The following is a 17,593-nucleotide window of genomic DNA, read 5'->3' on the forward strand; positions in this document are numbered from 1 at the left end:
GCGCCACGCATTGCCCATAACGTCATCAAGGGAACTGAGCCGTCATGCAAGCAGAGTTGATTGTCGATGCACGCAATGCCGTGGGTGAAAGCCCGGTCTGGGTCGCCGAGGAACAGGCGCTGTACTGGGTGGATATTGCCGCCGGCGGCCTGCAACGCTGGAGCGCCCACAGCGGCCATGTCGATACCTGGACCGCCCCGCAAATGCTCGCCTGCATCGCCCGCCACAGCGACGGCGGCTGGGTGGCGGGGATGCAGAGCGGGTTCTTTCACCTGCACCCCCATAACGACGGCAGTCTCGACAGCGAGCCCTTGCCGAGCGTGGCCCACGCTCGCCCGGACATGCGCCTGAACGATGGGCGCTGTGATCGCCAGGGGCGCTTCTGGGCCGGGAGCATGGTCCTGGACATGGGCGCCAATGCCGCCGATGGCGCGCTGTATCGCTACCAGGCCGGTCAGGCAGGCCCGCTGGCAGCGCAACTGCAAGGCTTTATCGTGCCCAACGGCCTGGCCTTCAGCCCCGACGGGCAGACCATGTACCTCTCCGATTCCCATCCTTTAGTGCAGAAGATCTGGGCCTTCGATTACGACACCGACAGTGGCACTCCCTCCAATCGCCGGCTGTTCGTCGACATGCAGCGCTTTCTCGGGCGCCCGGATGGCGCGGCGGTGGACGCCGAAGGCTGTTACTGGATCTGCGCCAACGACGCCGGGCTGATTCACCGCTTTACCCCCGACGGCCGCCTGGATCGCTCCCTTACCGTACCGGTGAAGAAACCCAGCATGTGCGCCTTTGGTGGCAGCCGCCTGGACACCCTGTTCGTGACCTCGATCCGCCCCGGCAACGAGCCGGACCCACAGTCCCTGGCCGGAGGCGTGTTTGCCTTGAACCCGGGTGTCACGGGCCTGGCCGAGCCGCTGTTCAAGGGCCTGGCCGGCTGAACCCGGGCCAGGCACCGCACCCTGTTTACCGCATCGCTGCTCTTTGAATAAAAACAACAAAACGGAGATCCACCATGAATTTCAAACGCACCATGCTCGTCGTCGCCCTCCCCCTGGCCTTCAGCGTCTCGACCCTGGCCCAGGCCCTGGAAATCAAGTTCGCCGATATCCACCCCGCCGGCTACCCGACCGTGGTCGCTGAAGAAAACATGGGCAAGACCCTGGTCAAGGAGAGCAATGGCCAGCTGACTTTCAAGATGTTCGCCGGCGGCGTGCTCGGTTCCGAGAAGGAAGTGATCGAACAGGCCCAGGTCGGGGCGATCCAGATGGCCCGGGTCAGCCTCGGCATCGTCGGCCCGGTGGTGCCGGACGTGAATGTGTTCAACATGCCGTTCGTGTTCCGCGACCAGGCCCATATGCGCAAGATCATCGACGGCGAGATCGGCCAGGAAATCCTCGACAAGATCACCCAGTCCGAATTCAACCTGGTGGCCCTGGCCTGGATGGACGGCGGCACGCGCAACCTCTACACCAAGAAGCCGGTGCGCAGCCTGGCCGACCTCAAGGGCATGAAGATCCGCGTGCAGGGCAACCCGATGTTCATCGAAACCATCAATGCCATGGGCGGCAACGGCATTGCCATGGACACCGGCGAGATCTTCAGCGCCCTGCAGACCGGGGTCATCGACGGCGCAGAAAACAACCCGCCCACCATGCTGGAACACAACCACTATCAGAATGCCAAGTTCTACAGCCTGACCGGGCACCTGATCCTCCCGGAACCCCTGGTGATGTCCAAGACCACCTGGAACAAGCTCACCCCCGAGCAGCAGACCCTGGTGACCAAGGCCGCCAAGGCCGCGCAGTTTGAAGAGCGCCAACTGTGGGATGCCAAGTCCGCCAGCAGCGAAGCCAAGCTCAAGGCCGCCGGGGTGGAATTTATCGTGGTCGACAAAAAGCCCTTCTATGACGCCACCGCCGACATTCGCCAGAAGTACGGCGCGCCCTACGCCGAGCTGATGACCCGCATCGAAGCCGTCGAATAACCCTGCGTCTCCTCTCATAGAAGGCCCTGTCTGCCCGTGGCCCAGCGCCCCGGGCCGGCCCGGTTACGGTGAAACCCGATGAAGAATCTGTTGCTGCGCCTCAATGACAAGCTCTATATGGCCTGCATCTGGGTCGCCGGGCTGTCGATCCTGGCGATCTCCCTGATCATCCCCTGGGGCGTGTTCGCCCGTTACATCCTCGGCACGGGCGCCAGCTGGCCGGAACCCACCGCCATCCTGCTGATGATGGTGTTCACTTTTATCGGCGCCGCTGCCAGTTATCGCGCCGGCGCCCATATGGCGGTGGCGATGCTCACCGACCGCCTGCCGACCGCGGTCAAGTCCGCGGCCTCGATCGTCGCGCAACTGTTGATGGCCACCATGTGCCTGTTCATGGCCATCTGGGGCACCAAGCTCTGCCTGTCGACCTGGAACCAGTTCATGAGCGCCCTGCCGACCCTGCGGGTGGGTATTACCTCTATGCCGATCCCGGTGGGTGGGTTCCTGACCCTGATCTTTGTCCTGGAAAAACTCCTGTTGGGTGACCAGAGCCAGCGCCGCGTGGTGCGTTTCGACCTGGTCGAAGAAAACGAAGGGGCTGCATAAATGGACGCTCTGATCCTGTTGGGCAGTTTTATCGGCTTGATCCTGATCGGCATGCCGGTCGCCTATGCGTTGGGGCTGTCGGCGCTGATCGGCGCCTGGTGGATCGATATTCCGTTCCAGGCCCTGATGATCCAGGTGGCCGGGGGCGTCAACAAATTCTCGCTGCTGGCCATTCCATTCTTCGTCCTGGCCGGGGCGATCATGGCCGAGGGCGGTATGTCGCGGCGGCTGGTGGCGTTCGCCGGGGTGCTGGTGGGGTTCGTGCGTGGCGGGCTGTCGCTGGTCAACATCATGGCCTCGACCTTTTTCGGCGCGATCTCCGGCTCTTCGGTGGCCGACACCGCGTCGGTGGGCTCGGTGCTGATTCCGGAAATGGAGCGCCAGGGCTACCCCCGGGACTTCTCCACCGCCGTCACGGTCAGCGGTTCGGTGCAGGCCCTGCTGACCCCGCCCAGCCATAACTCGGTGCTCTACTCCCTGGCGGCCGGCGGCACGGTGTCGATTGCGTCGCTGTTCATGGCCGGTATCGTGCCGGGGCTGCTGATGAGCGCGAGCCTGATGGTGCTGTGCCTGATCTTCGCCAAGAAGCGCAACTACCCCAAGGGCCAGGTGATCCCCCTCAGGCAGGCGCTGAAAATCTGCGGTGAAGCCCTGTGGGGCATGATGGCGATGGTGATTATCCTCGGCGGGATTCTGTCCGGGATCTTCACCGCCACCGAATCGGCGGCGATCGCTGTGCTGTGGGCGTTTTTCGTCACCATGTTCATCTACCGCGACTACAAATGGCGCGACCTGCCCAAGCTGATGCACCGCACGGTGCGCACCATTTCCATCGTGATGATCCTGATCGCCTTCGCCGCGAGCTTCGGCTACATCATGACCCTGATGCAGATCCCGGCGAAGATCACCACTGCGTTCCTGACCCTGTCGGACAACCGCTACGTGATCCTGATGTGCATCAACGTGATGTTGCTGCTGATCGGCACGGTGATGGACATGGCGCCGCTGATCCTGATCCTCACCCCGATTTTGCTGCCGGTGATTGTCGGTATCGGCGTCGACCCGGTGCAGTTCGGCATGATCATGCTGGTCAACCTGGGCATCGGCCTGATCACGCCGCCGGTGGGCTCGGTGCTGTTCGTCGGCTCGGCGGTGGGCAAGGTCAGTATCGAAAGCACGGTCAAGGCACTGCTACCGTTCTACGGCATGCTGTTTCTGGTGCTGATGGCCGTGACCTACATCCCTGCGCTGTCGCTGTGGCTGCCAAGCCTGGTGCTGTAAACCACGGTCGCTGCCCGTCGAGGACGGGCGGCATTTGACCCTCAAACCCTTTGCCCTGGTGCCGCTGATGCTCCCCACCCTGCTCACCCTTGACGATGGAATCACCCGCCTGACCCTGGCTCCGGACATCGGCGCCAGCCTGGTTAACTGGAGCGTGTCTGCCAGCGGCCAGGCCCTGCTGCGCCACAGCGATGAAGCGGCACTGGCCAGTGGCCTGCCGGGCAAGCTCGGTGGCTACGCCCTGGCGCCCTGGTCGAACCGTATTGCCGAGGGCGGCTTCCAATGCCCCGACGGCTGGCTGGCCCTGGAGGCCAACACCCTGACCGACCCGCGGCCGATTCACGGCAGCGCCTGGCAGCAGCCCTGGCAGGTGCTGGAACAGCGGCCCGACCACGTGCTGCTGCAACTGGACAGCAGCACCCCCTTCGCCTACCGCGCCCGGCAGCGGATCCGTCTCGACCAGGGGCGCCTGAGCATCGAGCTGCAGGTCACCCACCTGGCTCCACAGCCCGCCTGGCATGGGCTGGGCCTGCACCCCTATTTCCCCCGCAGCACCCATAGCCGCCTGCAGGCCCGGGCGCGGCAGGTGTGGCATTGCGATGAGTCGCGCCTGCCCACGCAATTGGCCGATCTGCCCGCATCCTGGGATTTCCGGCAGCCCCAGGGCCTGCCCGGGTCACTGGTGGACAACGGGTTCAGCGGCTGGGACGGCGAATGCCTGATCATCGAACCAGAGGCCGGTTATCAGCTGCACTGCCGGGCCAGCGGCTGTGATTACTTCCTGCTGTACTGCCCGCCCGACAAGGATTTTTTCTGCTTCGAACCGGTCAGCCACCCGGTCAACGCCCACCACCTGCCCGGGCACCCGGGGCTGCGCCTGCTGGAGCAGGGGCAATCCATCGAACTGGGGTTCAGCCTGCACTATCAAACGCTGTAAACCATCGATGCCTTGACGCCATCGCCTCATGCACGGCAAATAGCGCTCTGGCCGCAACCCGGCGCAACCCGTGCACCTTGAGGAACCCCGCGCCATGAAGCCTTTGAGCTTTCGAAAAATGCATGCCAACGGCGATGACTTCGTGCTCCTCGACCTTCGCGGACGCCACCAGCCGATCAGCGCCGAGGTCGCCCGCCAGCTCGGCGATCGCCACCGTGGCATCGGCTTCAACCAATTGGCGGTGCTCAGCGACTGCGTTGAGGCCGACGCCCGACTGACCTTCTGGAATGCCGACGGCACCCCGCTCAGCACCTGCGGCAGTGCCACCCGCGGCGCGGCGGACCTGTTGATGCGGGAAACCGGCGCCACCTCCATCGAGCTGCAAACCGAGCGCGGCCTCCAGCATTGTGAGCGCCTGGCCGACTATTCGGTGTCGGTGGAGATGGGCGTGCCCCTGTTCGACTGGCAGGACGTGCCCCTGGCGGCCGAGCACGACACCCTGGCGCTGCCCATCGAAGGCACGCCAGCGGCGTGCAGCATGGGCAACCCCCATTGCAGCTTTTTTGTGAACGAGGTCGAGCAGATCGACCTGGCCCGCTTCGGCCCGCCCATGGAGCGGCATCCGCTGTTCCCGCAGAAGACCAATGTGCACCTGGTGCAGGTCATCGACCGCCAGACCATCCGCCTGCGCATCTGGGAGCGCAACGGCGCGATTCCATTGGGCTCGGGCTCGTGTTCCTGCGCGGCGGCGGTCAACGGCATCCGCCGCGGCTTGCTCGACAGCCCGGTCAAGGTGCTGTGCGATGGCGGGCCGGTGAGCGTGACCTGGGATGGCCAGGGCAAGGTGCAACTGGCGGGGGCGGTGGAGAGCGTGTTTTTCGGCACCCTGCTGCTGAATGCCCGGGAGCCGGCGTAATCCCGTTGAAGGCGGCAGGCCTTGACCTGCCGCCCGCCCGAGCGGCCTACATCCAGCCGAGCCACTTCCACCAGGTGGCGGCAAACACCAGCATCAGCAGGTAGCCGACCAGGGTCACGATCAAGCCGACCTTGGCGAACTGGCGCGCGTTGAAGGTCTCGGTGCCCAGGCACACCATGTTCTGCGGGGCGTTGATCGGCAGGATAAACCCGTAGCTGACCACAAAGCCCAGGAGCATGGTCATGCCCAGGCGGTTGAACTCGCCGGGCAGGGTCTGCAACACCGCGATCAGGATCGGCAGCAGCGCCGAGGTCAGGGCCGTGGCACTGGCAAAGCCCAGGTGAATCAGGATCAGGAACGCGGCAAGAATCGCGAACACCGCCAGCGCGCCCACCTGATCGAGCCCGGTATGGGTCACCACCTGCCCGCCCAGCCATTGCCCGGCGTGGGTGGTGAGCAGCGCCGAACCCAGGCTGATGCCGACCCCGAACACAATCACCGTGCCCCAGGGAATCCGCGACTGCACGTCCTTCCAGGTCATGATGCCGATCCGTGGCAGCAGCAGGATCACCAGCCCGGCATAGGTGGTGGAGGTGGTGTCGAAACTGTGCAGCTTGCCCTCGGTGGCCCAGGCCAGCAGCAACAGCAGCGACACGCTCAGCAGGCGTTTCTGCGGGCCGGTCATGGGGCCGATGTCTACCAGGGACTGGGCCACCGCTTCCTTGCCACCGGGGATGCTGTCGGTTTCCGGCGGCAGCAGCTTGAGCACCACCCACACCAGCACCACGGACATGATCAGCGCCCAGGGCGCCCCGGCGATCAGCCAGTCGAGCCAGCTCACCCGCTCGCCGAGCATCTTGTCCATAAAGCCCACGGTCAGCAGGTTCTGTGCGGCGGCGGTCTGGATCCCGACGTTCCAGATACTGGTGCCCTGGGCCACCACGATCATCAGGCCGGCGGCGATATTGGAGCGCTTGTCGACGCCGAACGCGGCGATCACTCCCATCATGATCGGCACCACGCAGGCACTGCGCGCCGTGGCGCTGGGCACCAGCAGGCTGAGGAGGATGGTCACGGCGACCGCGCCCACCAGGATCAGCCGGGTGCTGGTGCCGACCCGGGTCAAGGTGATCAGGGCGATGCGCCGGTCGAGGCCGGTGTGGGTCATGGCGGCGGCAATGAACAGCGCGCCGGTGACCAGCGCCAGTGCCGAGTTGGAAAACCCGGTCAGCGCCAGGCTGATGGCCGCCGAACTGCCGTAGATCTGCGTCGGGTCCTGCAGGGTCGGCGCGGTGCCGATCAGGAATGCCATCAGCGAAGTGATCATGATTGCGCTGGCTTCGTACGACACCGCTTCGCTGATCCACACCACCACCGCGAAGGCGAGGATCGCCAGCATCCGCTGCCCCGCCACCGGCAGGTCGGCCGGCAGGGGCAGCAGCAACACCGTGACCATCGCCACCAGCGCGATCAACAGCCCAACCGGCAAGCGCACCGGGGTCTCGGGGGCTTGGGCAACAGGCGCATTCATGGGCGGGTCCTTTTCGAAATTGACAGCTTTACAGCATGCCTGAGCCGTCGGCACAGGGCTTTGATAAAGGTCAAGCGCAAGGAAATGATCGGGCGTTAGGATCGAATAAAGCGCCCTTGACTGTCGCTTCGTTGAACGGCCGCAAACGGAGAAATATTTTTTTACATATCTACAGATTTTTCACTTATTTGAGATCACAGTGACATCAGCACGACAAGGAGTCGAAAGCGGCGGTATCACTCCAACCAGCAGGTGCTTTTATGGTGACAAGAAATATTAGGCTGACTTCTAGGGCGCTGCTGAGCTTTGGCGCCATCTGTATGTTGTTGATCGGTATGGGGGCAATTGCACTGTGGAAGATGGGGCAGATACACGACGCAGCGGTCGACTTGCAATCCAACTGGCTGCCCAGCGTCAGGCAGGCCACGAAAATCGAATCGGCCACCCTGCGCGTGCGCCTGGAAGCCCTGCACTACATCACTGAAAATCCGGACCAGAAAAGCGCCTCGCGCGACAAGCTCGACAGCCTCAAATCAACCCTGACCCAGGCCATCCGGGACTACGAGCCACTGGTTTCCAGCCCCGAAGAAAAAGCCAGCTACGAACGCGTCAAGCAAGGGGCCCAGGGCTACCTCGACAAACTCTCGATATTGATTGATTCCGGCACCCTCAACAGCGCCGAACAGGCCACCGCCTATGTCAACCAGGTCACGGTGCCGCTGGCCCTCGCCCTGCAAACCGCGGTCGATGAGCTGATTCAGGTCAACGAACGTGGGGCCGACCTCTCGGCAACCCTGGCCGGCGATCAGTTCAACACCGGCATTACCCTGACGGCAGCGATCATCATCGTCGCGATCCTGATGACCATCCTGATTGCCACCCTGTTCACCAAAAGCATCACCCACCCGGTGCGCCTGTTGCTGGCGACCACCCAGAAAATCGCCGAAGGCGACCTGCGTGCCCAGGTCGAGGTCAGCGGCCAGGATGAACTCACCGATTTGCAGAACTCGACCCAGGCCATGCTCGACAGCCTGAAATCGACCATCCGCCATATCGCCGACTCTTCGACCCAACTGGCCTCCGCAGCCGAGGAAATGAGCGCCATCACCCGCGAATCGAACGCCGGTATCCAGCAACAGAGCATGGAGACCGAACAGGCCGCCACCGCGGTCAACGAGATGACCGCCGCGGTTGAGGAAGTCGCCCGCAACGCGGTCTCCGCCTCACGCTCGACTCAGGACTCGGAACGCTCGGCAGGCCTGGGCAAGGAACGGGTCGACCAGACCATCCGCTCGATCGAAAAACTCACGGTTACCGTCGAAGGCACCCGGGTCGAGATGGCCGGCCTGGCGCAGCAGGCCCAGGACATCACCAAGGTGCTGGACGTGATTCGCGCCATTGCCGAACAGACCAACCTCCTGGCCCTCAACGCTGCGATCGAAGCCGCACGGGCCGGCGAACAGGGCCGCGGCTTCGCCGTGGTGGCGGATGAAGTGCGGGCCCTGGCCCATCGCACCCAGCTCTCGACCCAGGAAATCGAGCAAATGATCCAGGGCATCCAGGCCGGGTCGAGCAAAGCCATGCTGTCGATGCAGCAAAGCAGCCAGGACGCCAGCGAGACCCTGACCATTGCTCACGAGGCCGGCACCGCGATCACCCATATCGCCCATGCCATCAGCGAGATCAACGAACGCAACCTGATGATCGCCACCGCCTCGGAGGAACAGGCACAGGTGGCACGCTCGGTGGACCAGAACCTGATGAGCATCCGCGACCTCTCGATGCAGAGTTCGTCGGCCGCCAGCCAGACCTCGATCGCCAGCAGCGAACTGTCCGGCCTGGCGGTCGGGCTGAACAAACTGGTAACACGGTTTTCCCTGTAATCCGCCGCGAAGGAGTCGCCGCGCAGTAAATTTTCCAGGGACAAGAACGACCTGCAGCTTTAGCAGTCAGTGATCAGGTGCCGGCCCTATACCCGGCGCCTGACGCTGGATGAAGGTGGGGGACGCACCATGCTCAAACTCATATCGATCTCGCAGTTGCAGATGGGCATGTACATCCATCAGTTCTGCGGCTCATGGCTCGACCACTCGTTCTGGAAGGCCGGTTTCGTACTCGACAGCCCCCAGGATTACCAACGCCTGCAACACTCGAACCTGACGCGCCTGTGGATCGACTCGGCCAAGGGCCGCGACCTGCTGGAGCAGCTTCCCCAGACGAGCCCGGACAGCCTGCCCCCCGGCACAGGGCCGGACTCCGCGCCAGCCACGACCCGGGTGGCCATGGGCGAGGAAATCCAGCGCGCCCTCAAGCTCTGCGCCCATTCGAAAAAAGCGGTGATGGCGATGTTCCAGGAAGTGCGCCTGGGCAATGCCATTGAAATGCAGCAGGCCGAGGCGCTGGTGAACAGCATCTCCGACTCCCTGCTGCGCCACCCCAATGCCCTGATCAGCCTGGCGCGCCTGAAAAGCGCCGATGATTACACCTACATGCACTCGGTGGCGGTGTGCGCGCTGATGATTGCCGTCTCCCGCCAACTGCAACTGCCTGCGGAACAGATTCGCCAGGCCGGGATCGCCGGCCTGCTGCACGATGTCGGCAAGCTGACCATCCCCGACAGCATCCTCAACAAGCCGGCCAAGCTCTCGGACAGCGAATTCGACCGGGTCAAGAATCACCCTGAAGCCGGGGGCCTGATCCTGCGTCAGTGCAACAGCGTCGATGCCCTGGTGCTCGACGTGTGCCTGCACCATCACGAAAAGATCGACGGCAGCGGGTATCCGCACCGCCTGGCGGGCGACCAGATCAGCCTGTTCGCCCAGATGGGCGCGGTGTGCGACGTGTATGACGCGGTGACCTCGAACCGCCCCTACAACCGGGGCTGGAACCCGGCCGAGGCGATCCACCGGATGTCGGGCTGGACCGGGCATTTCGACCAGCGGGTGTTCCAGGCTTTTGTCAAAAGTGTCGGTATCTACCCGGTGGGTTCCCTGGTGCGCCTGCAAAGCGGGAGGCTGGGGATTGTCCTGGAGCAGCATCCGAGCGCGCTGCTGACGCCGAAGATCAAGGTGTTCTTCTCCACTCGCTCGAACCTGCCGATTCCCCAGACCATCGTCGACCTGGCCCGGGCCCAGGGCCAGGAACGCATCATCGGCCGCGAAGCCCCCGAGGACTGGGACTTCAAGGACATCGACCAGCTCTGGACCGGGGTCAGCGCCTGACGCGGCTCAGGCCAGGGTCAAGCCGTTGGCCGGCAGCGGCAGCGCAGTTTTGTAGCGCACCTGCTTGAGGGCAAAGCTGGAGCGGATATTGGCCACGCCAGGGACTTTGGTCAGGAAGTCCATCATGAAGCGCTCCAGGGCCTGGATGGTCGGGACCAGCACCCGGATCAGGTAGTCCGGGTCGCCGGCCATCAAGTAGCACTCCATCACCTCGGGGCGGTCGGAGATCGCCTCCTCGAACTGCTGCAGCGCCTCCTCCACCTGCTTCTCCAGGCTGACGTGGATAAACACATTGACGTGCAGCCCCAGCAGGTCGGCATCGAGCAGGGTCACTTGCTCGCGGATCAGCCCCAGCTCTTCCATGGCCTTGACCCGGTTGAAGCAGGGAGTCGGCGACAGGTTGACCGAACGGGCGAGGTCGGCGTTGGTGATGCGGGCATTCTCCTGAAGGCTGTTGAGAATGCCGATATCGGTACGATCCAGTTTACGCATGAGACAAAACAACCTGTTTTTTGTGGTTATGCAGATTTTTTATCTGCAAATGACCTAAAGCGCAATGAAACACAGATAAATATTCTCTTTGTCCCGGCCTATGATGTTTGTAGGACAAGATTTCCCCTACCCGGGGAATGACCGTCAGCTAGCGCGCCCAATACAAGAAATCCACAAGATCGAGCGTAGAAAGCCATGACCCAAGCGTATGAACCGCTACGCCTGCACGTTCCTGAACCCTCAGGCCGTCCCGGCTGCAAGACCGACTTCACCTACCTGCGCCTGAACGACGCAGGCCTGATGCGCAAACCCCCCATCGACGTAGAACCTGCCGAAACCGCGGACCTGGCCCGTGGCCTGATTCGTGTGCTCGACGATCAGGGCAACGCCCTGGGCGAATGGGCCCAGAACGTACCCGTGGAGATCCTGCGCAAGGGCATGCGTGCCATGCTCATGACGCGGATCTTCGATAACCGCATGGTGGTTGCCCAGCGCCAGAAAAAAATGTCGTTCTACATGCAGAGCCTTGGCGAGGAAGCCATCGGCAGCGCCCAGGCCCTGGCCCTGAACATCGACGACATGTGCTTCCCCACCTATCGCCAGCAAAGCATCCTGATGGCCCGCGAAGTACCTCTGGTGGACCTGATCTGCCAGCTGCTGTCCAACGAGCGCGATCCGCTCAAGGGCCGCCAGTTGCCGATCATGTACTCGGTACGCGATCACGGTTTCTTCACCATTTCCGGCAACCTGGCCACCCAGTTCGTTCAGGGCGTGGGCTGGGGTATGGCCTCGGCGATCAAGGGCGACACCAAAATCGCCTCGGCCTGGATCGGCGACGGCGCCACCGCTGAATCCGACTTCCACACCGCCTTGACCTTCGCCCACGTGTACCGCGCGCCGGTGATCCTCAACGTGGTCAACAACCAGTGGGCAATCTCGACCTTCCAGGCCATTGCCGGTGGCGAAGCGACCACCTTTGCCGGACGCGGCGTGGGTTGCGGCATCGCCTCCCTGCGGGTCGACGGCAACGATTTCATCGCGGTCTACGCCGCCTCCGCCTGGGCTGCCGAGCGCGCCCGGCGCAACCTCGGCCCGACCTTGATCGAGTGGGTCACCTACCGTGCCGGCCCGCACTCCACTTCCGATGATCCGTCCAAGTACCGGCCGGCCGATGACTGGAGCCACTTCCCCCTGGGCGACCCGATCGTGCGTCTCAAGCAGCACCTGATCCGCATCGGCCAGTGGTCGGAAGAAGAACACAGCGCCGTCAGCGCCGAACTGGAAGCCCAGGTGATCGCCGCGCAGAAAGAAGCCGAGCAGTACGGCACCCTCGCCGGCGGGCAGACGCCCAGCGCCGCGACCATGTTCGAGGATGTCTACAAGGACATGCCCGAGCACCTCAAGCGCCAACGCCAGCAACTGGGGATCTGACATGAACGATCACAACACCTCTATCCAGTTGGAAACCGCCATGACCACGACCACCATGACCATGATCCAGGCCCTGCGCTCGGCCATGGATGTGATGCTTGAGCGTGACGACAACGTCGTGGTGTTCGGCCAGGACGTGGGCTACTTCGGTGGCGTGTTCCGTTGCACCGAAGGCCTGCAGAACAAATACGGCACCTCGCGGGTGTTCGACGCCCCAATCTCCGAAAGCGGGATTGTCGGCGTGGCGGTGGGCATGGGTGCCTACGGCCTGCGTCCGGTGGCGGAAATCCAGTTTGCCGACTATGTGTACCCGGCCTCGGACCAGATCATCTCCGAAGCGGCGCGCCTGCGTTATCGCTCGGCCGGTGAGTTCACCGCGCCCCTGACCCTGCGCATGCCTTGCGGCGGCGGCATCTACGGTGGCCAGACCCACAGCCAGAGTATCGAGGCGGTGTTCACCCAGGTCTGCGGCCTGCGCACCGTGATGCCGTCCAACCCGTACGACGCCAAGGGCCTGTTGATCGCCTCGATCGAAAACGATGACCCGGTGATTTTCCTCGAGCCCAAGCGCCTGTACAACGGCCCGTTCGACGGCCACCACGACCGCCCGGTAACCCCCTGGTCGAAACACCCGGCCGCGCAAGTCCCGGACGGCTACTACACGGTGCCGCTGGACGTCGCCGCCATCACCCGCCCAGGCAAGGATGTGACCATCCTCACCTACGGCACCACGGTCTATGTGTCGCAAGTGGCGGCCGAGGAAAGCGGGGTCGACGCTGAAGTCATCGACCTGCGCAGCCTGTGGCCGCTGGACCTGGAAACCATCGTCAACTCGGTGAAGAAAACCCGCCGCTGCGTGATCGTCCACGAAGCCACCCGCACCTGCGGTTTTGGTGCCGAGCTGGTGGCCCTGGTGCAGGAACACTGCTTCCACTACCTAGAAGCGCCGATCGAACGCGTCACCGGTTGGGACACCCCCTACCCGCACGCGCAAGAGTGGGCGTATTTCCCTGGCCCGTCCCGAGTGGGCGCGGCTTTGCATCGGGTCATGGAGGTCTGAATGGGCACGCACGTTATCAAGATGCCGGACATTGGCGAAGGCATCGCAGAAGTTGAACTCTCGGTCTGGCACGTGAAGGTGGGCGACCTGGTGGTCGAAGACCAGGTCCTGGCCGATGTCATGACCGACAAGGCGATGGTCGACATCCCCTCCCCGGTCCACGGCAAGGTGATTTCCCTGGGCGGTGTGCCCGGCGAAGTGATGGCGGTCGGCAGTATCCTGATCAGCATCGAAGTCGAGGGCGCGGGCAACTTCAAGGAGTCCAGCCAACCCGCGGTGCCTGCCAAGGCGCCAGCGGCTGAACAACCGGCGCCCCAGGCGGCGGCCCCTCAGGTGCAGGCCAAGCCAGCACCAGCGCCCGCCAGCGCTGCCGTCAGCCGTGCCGCCAACCCGGCACCGGGGGCCCGGGATGCCGACGAGCGTCCGCTGGCTTCGCCGGCAGTGCGCAAACACGCGCTCGATGCCGGGATCCAGCTGCGCCTGGTCCAGGGCAGCGGCCCTGCCGGGCGCATCCTGCATGAAGACCTGGACGCCTATCTGGCCCAGGGTTCCCGTGCGGCCTCGACGCCGGCGGCGTATGCCCAGCGCCACGATGAAGAGCAGATCCCGGTGATCGGCATGCGCCGCAAGATCGCCCAGCGCATGCAGGACGCCACCCAGCGTGCCGCCCACTTCAGTTATGTCGAGGAAATCGACGTCACCGCCGTGGAAGAGCTGCGCGCCCACCTCAATGAAAAGCACGGCGCCAGCCGCGGCAAGCTGACCTTGTTGCCGTTCCTGGTGCGAGCCATGGTCGTGGCCCTGCGTGACTTCCCGCAGATCAATGCGCGCTACGACGACGAAGCCCAGGTCATCACCCGCCTCGGCGCGGTGCATGTCGGCGTCGCCACCCAGAGCGACATCGGCTTGATGGTGCCGGTGGTCAAGCATGCCGAGGCTCGCAGCCTGTGGGACAGCGCCGCGGAAATCGCGCGCCTGGCCAACGCCGCGCGCACCGGCAAGGCCGCCCGCGATGAGTTGTCCGGTTCGACCATTACCCTGACCAGCCTCGGCGCGTTGGGCGGAATTGTCAGCACACCGGTGCTGAACCTGCCGGAAGTGGCGATTGTCGGGGTCAACAAAATCGTTGAACGGCCCATGGTCATCAAGGGCCAGGTGGTGATTCGCAAGATGATGAACCTCTCCAGCTCGTTCGATCACCGGGTGGTCGATGGCATGGACGCGGCGCAATTCATCCAGGCCATTCGCGGCCTGCTCGAACAACCCGCCACCCTGTTTGTGGAGTAAGCAATGCAACAGACTCTAAACACCCGGCTGCTGATTATCGGCGGCGGCCCTGGCGGTTATGTGGCGGCGATTCGTGCCGGGCAGCTGGGCATATCGACCATCCTGGTCGAAGGCCAGGCGCTTGGCGGCACCTGCCTGAACATCGGTTGCATCCCGTCCAAGGCGCTGATTCATGTCGCCGAACAGTTCCACCAGACCCTGCACCACAGCCAGGGCTCGGCCCTGGGGATCAAGGTCGCGACGCCGACCCTGGACATCGGCCAGAGCGTGGAATGGAAAGACGGCATCGTCGATCGCCTGACCACCGGCGTCGCGGCCCTGCTGAAAAAGCACAAGGTGCAGGTGATCCAGGGCTGGGCCAAGGTGATCGACGGCAAGACCGTGGAGATCGAAGGCGCCAATACCCGTATCCAGTGCGAGCACCTGCTGCTGGCCACCGGCTCGAAAAGCGTCAATCTGCCGATGCTGCCGATCGGCGGGCCGATCATTTCCTCCACCGAAGCCCTGGCGCCCAAGGCGCTGCCCAAACACCTGATCGTGGTCGGCGGCGGCTACATCGGCCTCGAACTGGGGATCGCCTACCGCAAGCTGGGCGCCGAGGTCAGCGTGGTCGAAGCCCAGGATCGGATCCTGCCGGCCTATGACACGGAACTGACCCAGCCGGTGGCCGAATCCCTGAAAAAGCTGGGGCTCAAGCTGTACCTCAAGCACAGCGTCGAAGGCTTCGACGCCGCGAAAAACACCCTGCAAGTGCGCGACCCGAATGGCGAAACCCTGCACCTGGACACCGACCAGGTGCTGGTGGCGGTCGGCCGCAAACCCAACACCCAAGGCTGGAACCTGGAGGCGCTGAACCTGGAGATGAATGGCTCGGCGGTCAAGATCGACAACCGCTGCCAGACCAGCATGCGCAACGTCTGGGCCATCGGCGACCTCAGCGGCGAGCCGATGCTGGCCCACCGCGCCATGGCCCAGGGCGAAATGGTTGCCGAGCTGATTGCCGGTGAACACCGGGAATTCAACCCGGCCGCGATCCCGGCGGTGTGCTTCACCGATCCGGAACTGGTGGTGGTCGGCAAGACCCCGGACGAAGCCAAGGCCGCTGGCCTGGATTGCATCGTCTCGAGCTTCCCGTTCGCGGCCAACGGTCGGGCCATGACCCTGGAATCGAAAAGCGGCTTCGTGCGGGTGGTAGCGCGGCGCGACAATCACCTGATTCTCGGCTGGCAAGCGGTGGGCGTCGGCGTGTCCGAGCTGTCCACGGCCTTCGGCCAGTCCCTGGAAATGGGCGCGCGCCTGGAAGACATCGCCGGCACCATCCACGCCCACCCGACCCTGGGCGAGGCGGTGCAGGAAGCGGCGCTGCGGGCTTTGGGACATGCGCTGCATATGTAAGGGGCAGCGCTGCGCCGATTGAACACCGCACAGCACGCTGACATTCCTGTGGCGCCTATCCTGGCCAGCGCAGCCTGACGGCAGCGGCTAGGGGTCGGGATGGCCCAGGGCGGGAATTTGCTCCCGTATTCCGGACAATGGCGAAACGATTCATGAGCAAGCTACGTTTTTTTGCTCCCCTCCCATCGTCCGGGATGCGGTACACCCCCGGAATGCAGTATTGTTGTGCCCATCCAAAAAAACGTCAGAAACCTTGAGCCGTTCCGACGGTCGTCAAGTGATAGAGGGTGTCATGGGTAACGAAAGCATCAATTGGGACAAGCTGGGTTTTGACTACATCAAGACAGACAAGCGCTATCTGTCGCACTGGCGCAATGGCGAGTGGGACGCAGGCACCCTGACCGAAGATAACGTGCTGCACATCAGCGAAGGCTCCACGGCCCTTCACTATGGCCAGCAATGCTTCGAAGGCCTGAAGGCCTACCGCTGCAAGGACGGCTCGATCAACCTGTTCCGTCCCGACCAGAACGCCCTGCGCATGCAGCGCAGCTGCGCCCGTCTGCTGATGCCGCATGTTTCCACCGAACAGTTCGTCGAAGCCTGCAAGGCCGTGGTCAAGGCCAACGAGCGTTTCATTCCGCCTTACGGCACCGGCGGCGCGCTGTACCTGCGCCCGTTCGTGATCGGCGTGGGTGACAACATCGGCGTGCGCACCGCACCCGAGTTCATCTTCTCGATCTTCGCCATTCCGGTCGGCGCCTACTTCAAGGGCGGCCTGACCCCGCACAACTTCCTGATCTCCAGCTTCGACCGTGCGGCGCCTCAAGGCACTGGTGCGGCCAAGGTCGGTGGCAACTACGCCGCCAGCCTGATGCCAGGTTCGGAAGCCAAGAAGAAAAGCTTCGCCGACTGCATCTACCTGGACCCGATGACCCACTCCAAGATCGAAGAAGTCGGCTCGGCCAACTTCTTCGGGATCACCCACGACAACAAGTTCGTCACGCCGAAGTCGCCTTCGGTGCTGCCAGGCATCACCCGCCTGTCGCTGATCGAACTGGCCAAGAGCCGTCTGGGCCTGGAAGTGGTCGAGGGCGATGTGCTGATCGACAAACTGGCTGACTTCAAGGAAGCCGGTGCCTGCGGTACCGCCGCGGTGATCACGCCGATCGGAGGCATCGAATACAAAGACCAGCTGCACGTGTTCTACAGCGAAAGCGAAGTCGGCCCTGTGACCCAGAAGCTCTACAAAGAGCTGACCGGCGTGCAGACCGGCGACGTTGAAGCGCCAGAAGGCTGGATCGTCAAGGTCTGATTTGACGCTGTACCCAACAGGCCCGCCCTTCATCACTGAACGGCGGGCCTTTTTGGTTTTTGTTGCGGGGCAATGGCAACGATCTATATGATAAGCATTATCATTCATGACCTCCCCTGCCCCGGTATCTCCCCGCC

The 17,593-nt window shown here is 63.6% G+C and carries 15 protein-coding genes; 13 read left to right on the plus strand and 2 right to left on the minus strand.

The genetic code is table 11. From position 1 onward, the window contains the following. Positions 1-44 precede the first annotated feature (44 nt). The 6 genes from MF4836_RS18645 to dapF all read left to right on the plus strand — a co-directional run bounded on the left by MF4836_RS18645 (position 45) and on the right by dapF (position 5,727). On the plus strand, positions 45-941 hold the full coding sequence (locus MF4836_RS18645; RefSeq protein ID WP_078471515.1) for an SMP-30/gluconolactonase/LRE family protein: 897 nt from the start codon (positions 45-47) through the stop codon (positions 939-941). Between the two features lie 74 nt (positions 942-1,015). Next, complete coding sequence (locus MF4836_RS18650; RefSeq protein WP_078471516.1) at positions 1,016-1,987, plus strand: TRAP transporter substrate-binding protein; 972 nt, start codon at positions 1,016-1,018, stop codon at positions 1,985-1,987. 78 nt (positions 1,988-2,065) lie between these two features. Beyond that, positions 2,066-2,593 carry a TRAP transporter small permease gene (locus MF4836_RS18655; RefSeq protein ID WP_078471517.1) on the plus strand — a complete coding sequence of 176 codons (528 nt, stop codon included), beginning with the start codon at positions 2,066-2,068 and terminating at the stop codon, positions 2,591-2,593. After that, entirely contained in the window at positions 2,594-3,874 is a 1,281-nt protein-coding gene (locus tag MF4836_RS18660) for a TRAP transporter large permease (protein ID WP_078471518.1), read from the plus strand. It begins immediately after the preceding gene. A gap of 67 nt (positions 3,875-3,941) precedes the next feature. Beyond that, positions 3,942-4,811 (plus strand): aldose 1-epimerase, encoded by an 870-nt coding sequence (locus MF4836_RS18665; RefSeq protein ID WP_078471558.1) that lies wholly within the window; start codon positions 3,942-3,944, stop codon positions 4,809-4,811. Positions 4,812-4,905: 94 nt separating this feature from the next. After that, complete coding sequence (gene dapF / locus MF4836_RS18670) at positions 4,906-5,727, plus strand: diaminopimelate epimerase (protein WP_078471519.1); 822 nt, start codon at positions 4,906-4,908, stop codon at positions 5,725-5,727. Between the two features lie 46 nt (positions 5,728-5,773). Here the strand turns inward: dapF and MF4836_RS18675 are convergent, their stop codons facing one another. After that, on the minus strand, positions 5,774-7,258 hold the full coding sequence (locus MF4836_RS18675; protein ID WP_078471520.1) for a DASS family sodium-coupled anion symporter: 1,485 nt from the start codon (positions 7,256-7,258) through the stop codon (positions 5,774-5,776). Positions 7,259-7,518: 260 nt separating this feature from the next. On the opposite strand from MF4836_RS18675, the gene MF4836_RS18680 reads away from it, so the two are divergent. Further along, entirely contained in the window at positions 7,519-9,141 is a 1,623-nt protein-coding gene (locus MF4836_RS18680) for a methyl-accepting chemotaxis protein (RefSeq protein ID WP_078471521.1), read from the plus strand. A 129-nt stretch (positions 9,142-9,270) separates the two neighbouring features. Further along, positions 9,271-10,479: an HD-GYP domain-containing protein gene (locus tag MF4836_RS18685; protein WP_078471522.1), complete on the plus strand. Its 1,209-nt coding sequence runs from the start codon at positions 9,271-9,273 to the stop codon at positions 10,477-10,479. Positions 10,480-10,485: 6 nt separating this feature from the next. On the opposite strand, the gene bkdR is transcribed toward MF4836_RS18685, so the two are convergent. After that, positions 10,486-10,971: a Bkd operon transcriptional regulator BkdR gene (gene bkdR / locus MF4836_RS18690; protein WP_078471523.1), complete on the minus strand. Its 486-nt coding sequence runs from the start codon at positions 10,969-10,971 to the stop codon at positions 10,486-10,488. Between the two features lie 195 nt (positions 10,972-11,166). Here bkdR and MF4836_RS18695 point away from each other — a divergent pair, with 195 nt between their 5' ends. The 5 genes from MF4836_RS18695 to MF4836_RS18715 all read left to right on the plus strand — a co-directional run bounded on the left by MF4836_RS18695 (position 11,167) and on the right by MF4836_RS18715 (position 17,456). Beyond that, a complete protein-coding gene (locus tag MF4836_RS18695; protein WP_078471524.1) occupies positions 11,167-12,402 on the plus strand; it encodes a 3-methyl-2-oxobutanoate dehydrogenase (2-methylpropanoyl-transferring) subunit alpha in 1,236 nt (411 codons plus the stop codon). A 1-nt stretch (position 12,403) separates the two neighbouring features. Further along, positions 12,404-13,462 carry an alpha-ketoacid dehydrogenase subunit beta gene (locus MF4836_RS18700; protein ID WP_078471525.1) on the plus strand — a complete coding sequence of 353 codons (1,059 nt, stop codon included), beginning with the start codon at positions 12,404-12,406 and terminating at the stop codon, positions 13,460-13,462. Beyond that, a complete protein-coding gene (locus MF4836_RS18705; protein ID WP_078471526.1) occupies positions 13,463-14,749 on the plus strand; it encodes a dihydrolipoamide acetyltransferase family protein in 1,287 nt (428 codons plus the stop codon). It abuts the gene before it with no gap. Between the two features lie 3 nt (positions 14,750-14,752). Continuing rightward, positions 14,753-16,144 (plus strand): dihydrolipoyl dehydrogenase, encoded by a 1,392-nt coding sequence (gene lpdA, locus MF4836_RS18710; RefSeq protein ID WP_078471527.1) that lies wholly within the window; start codon positions 14,753-14,755, stop codon positions 16,142-16,144. 292 nt (positions 16,145-16,436) lie between these two features. Further along, positions 16,437-17,456, plus strand: coding sequence for a branched-chain amino acid aminotransferase (locus MF4836_RS18715; RefSeq protein ID WP_020298764.1), 1,020 nt, complete (start codon positions 16,437-16,439; stop codon positions 17,454-17,456). Positions 17,457-17,593 lie beyond the last annotated feature (137 nt).

It is taken from the genome of Pseudomonas sp. MF4836 (assembly GCF_002018875.1).
Taxonomy (GTDB): domain Bacteria; phylum Pseudomonadota; class Gammaproteobacteria; order Pseudomonadales; family Pseudomonadaceae; genus Aquipseudomonas.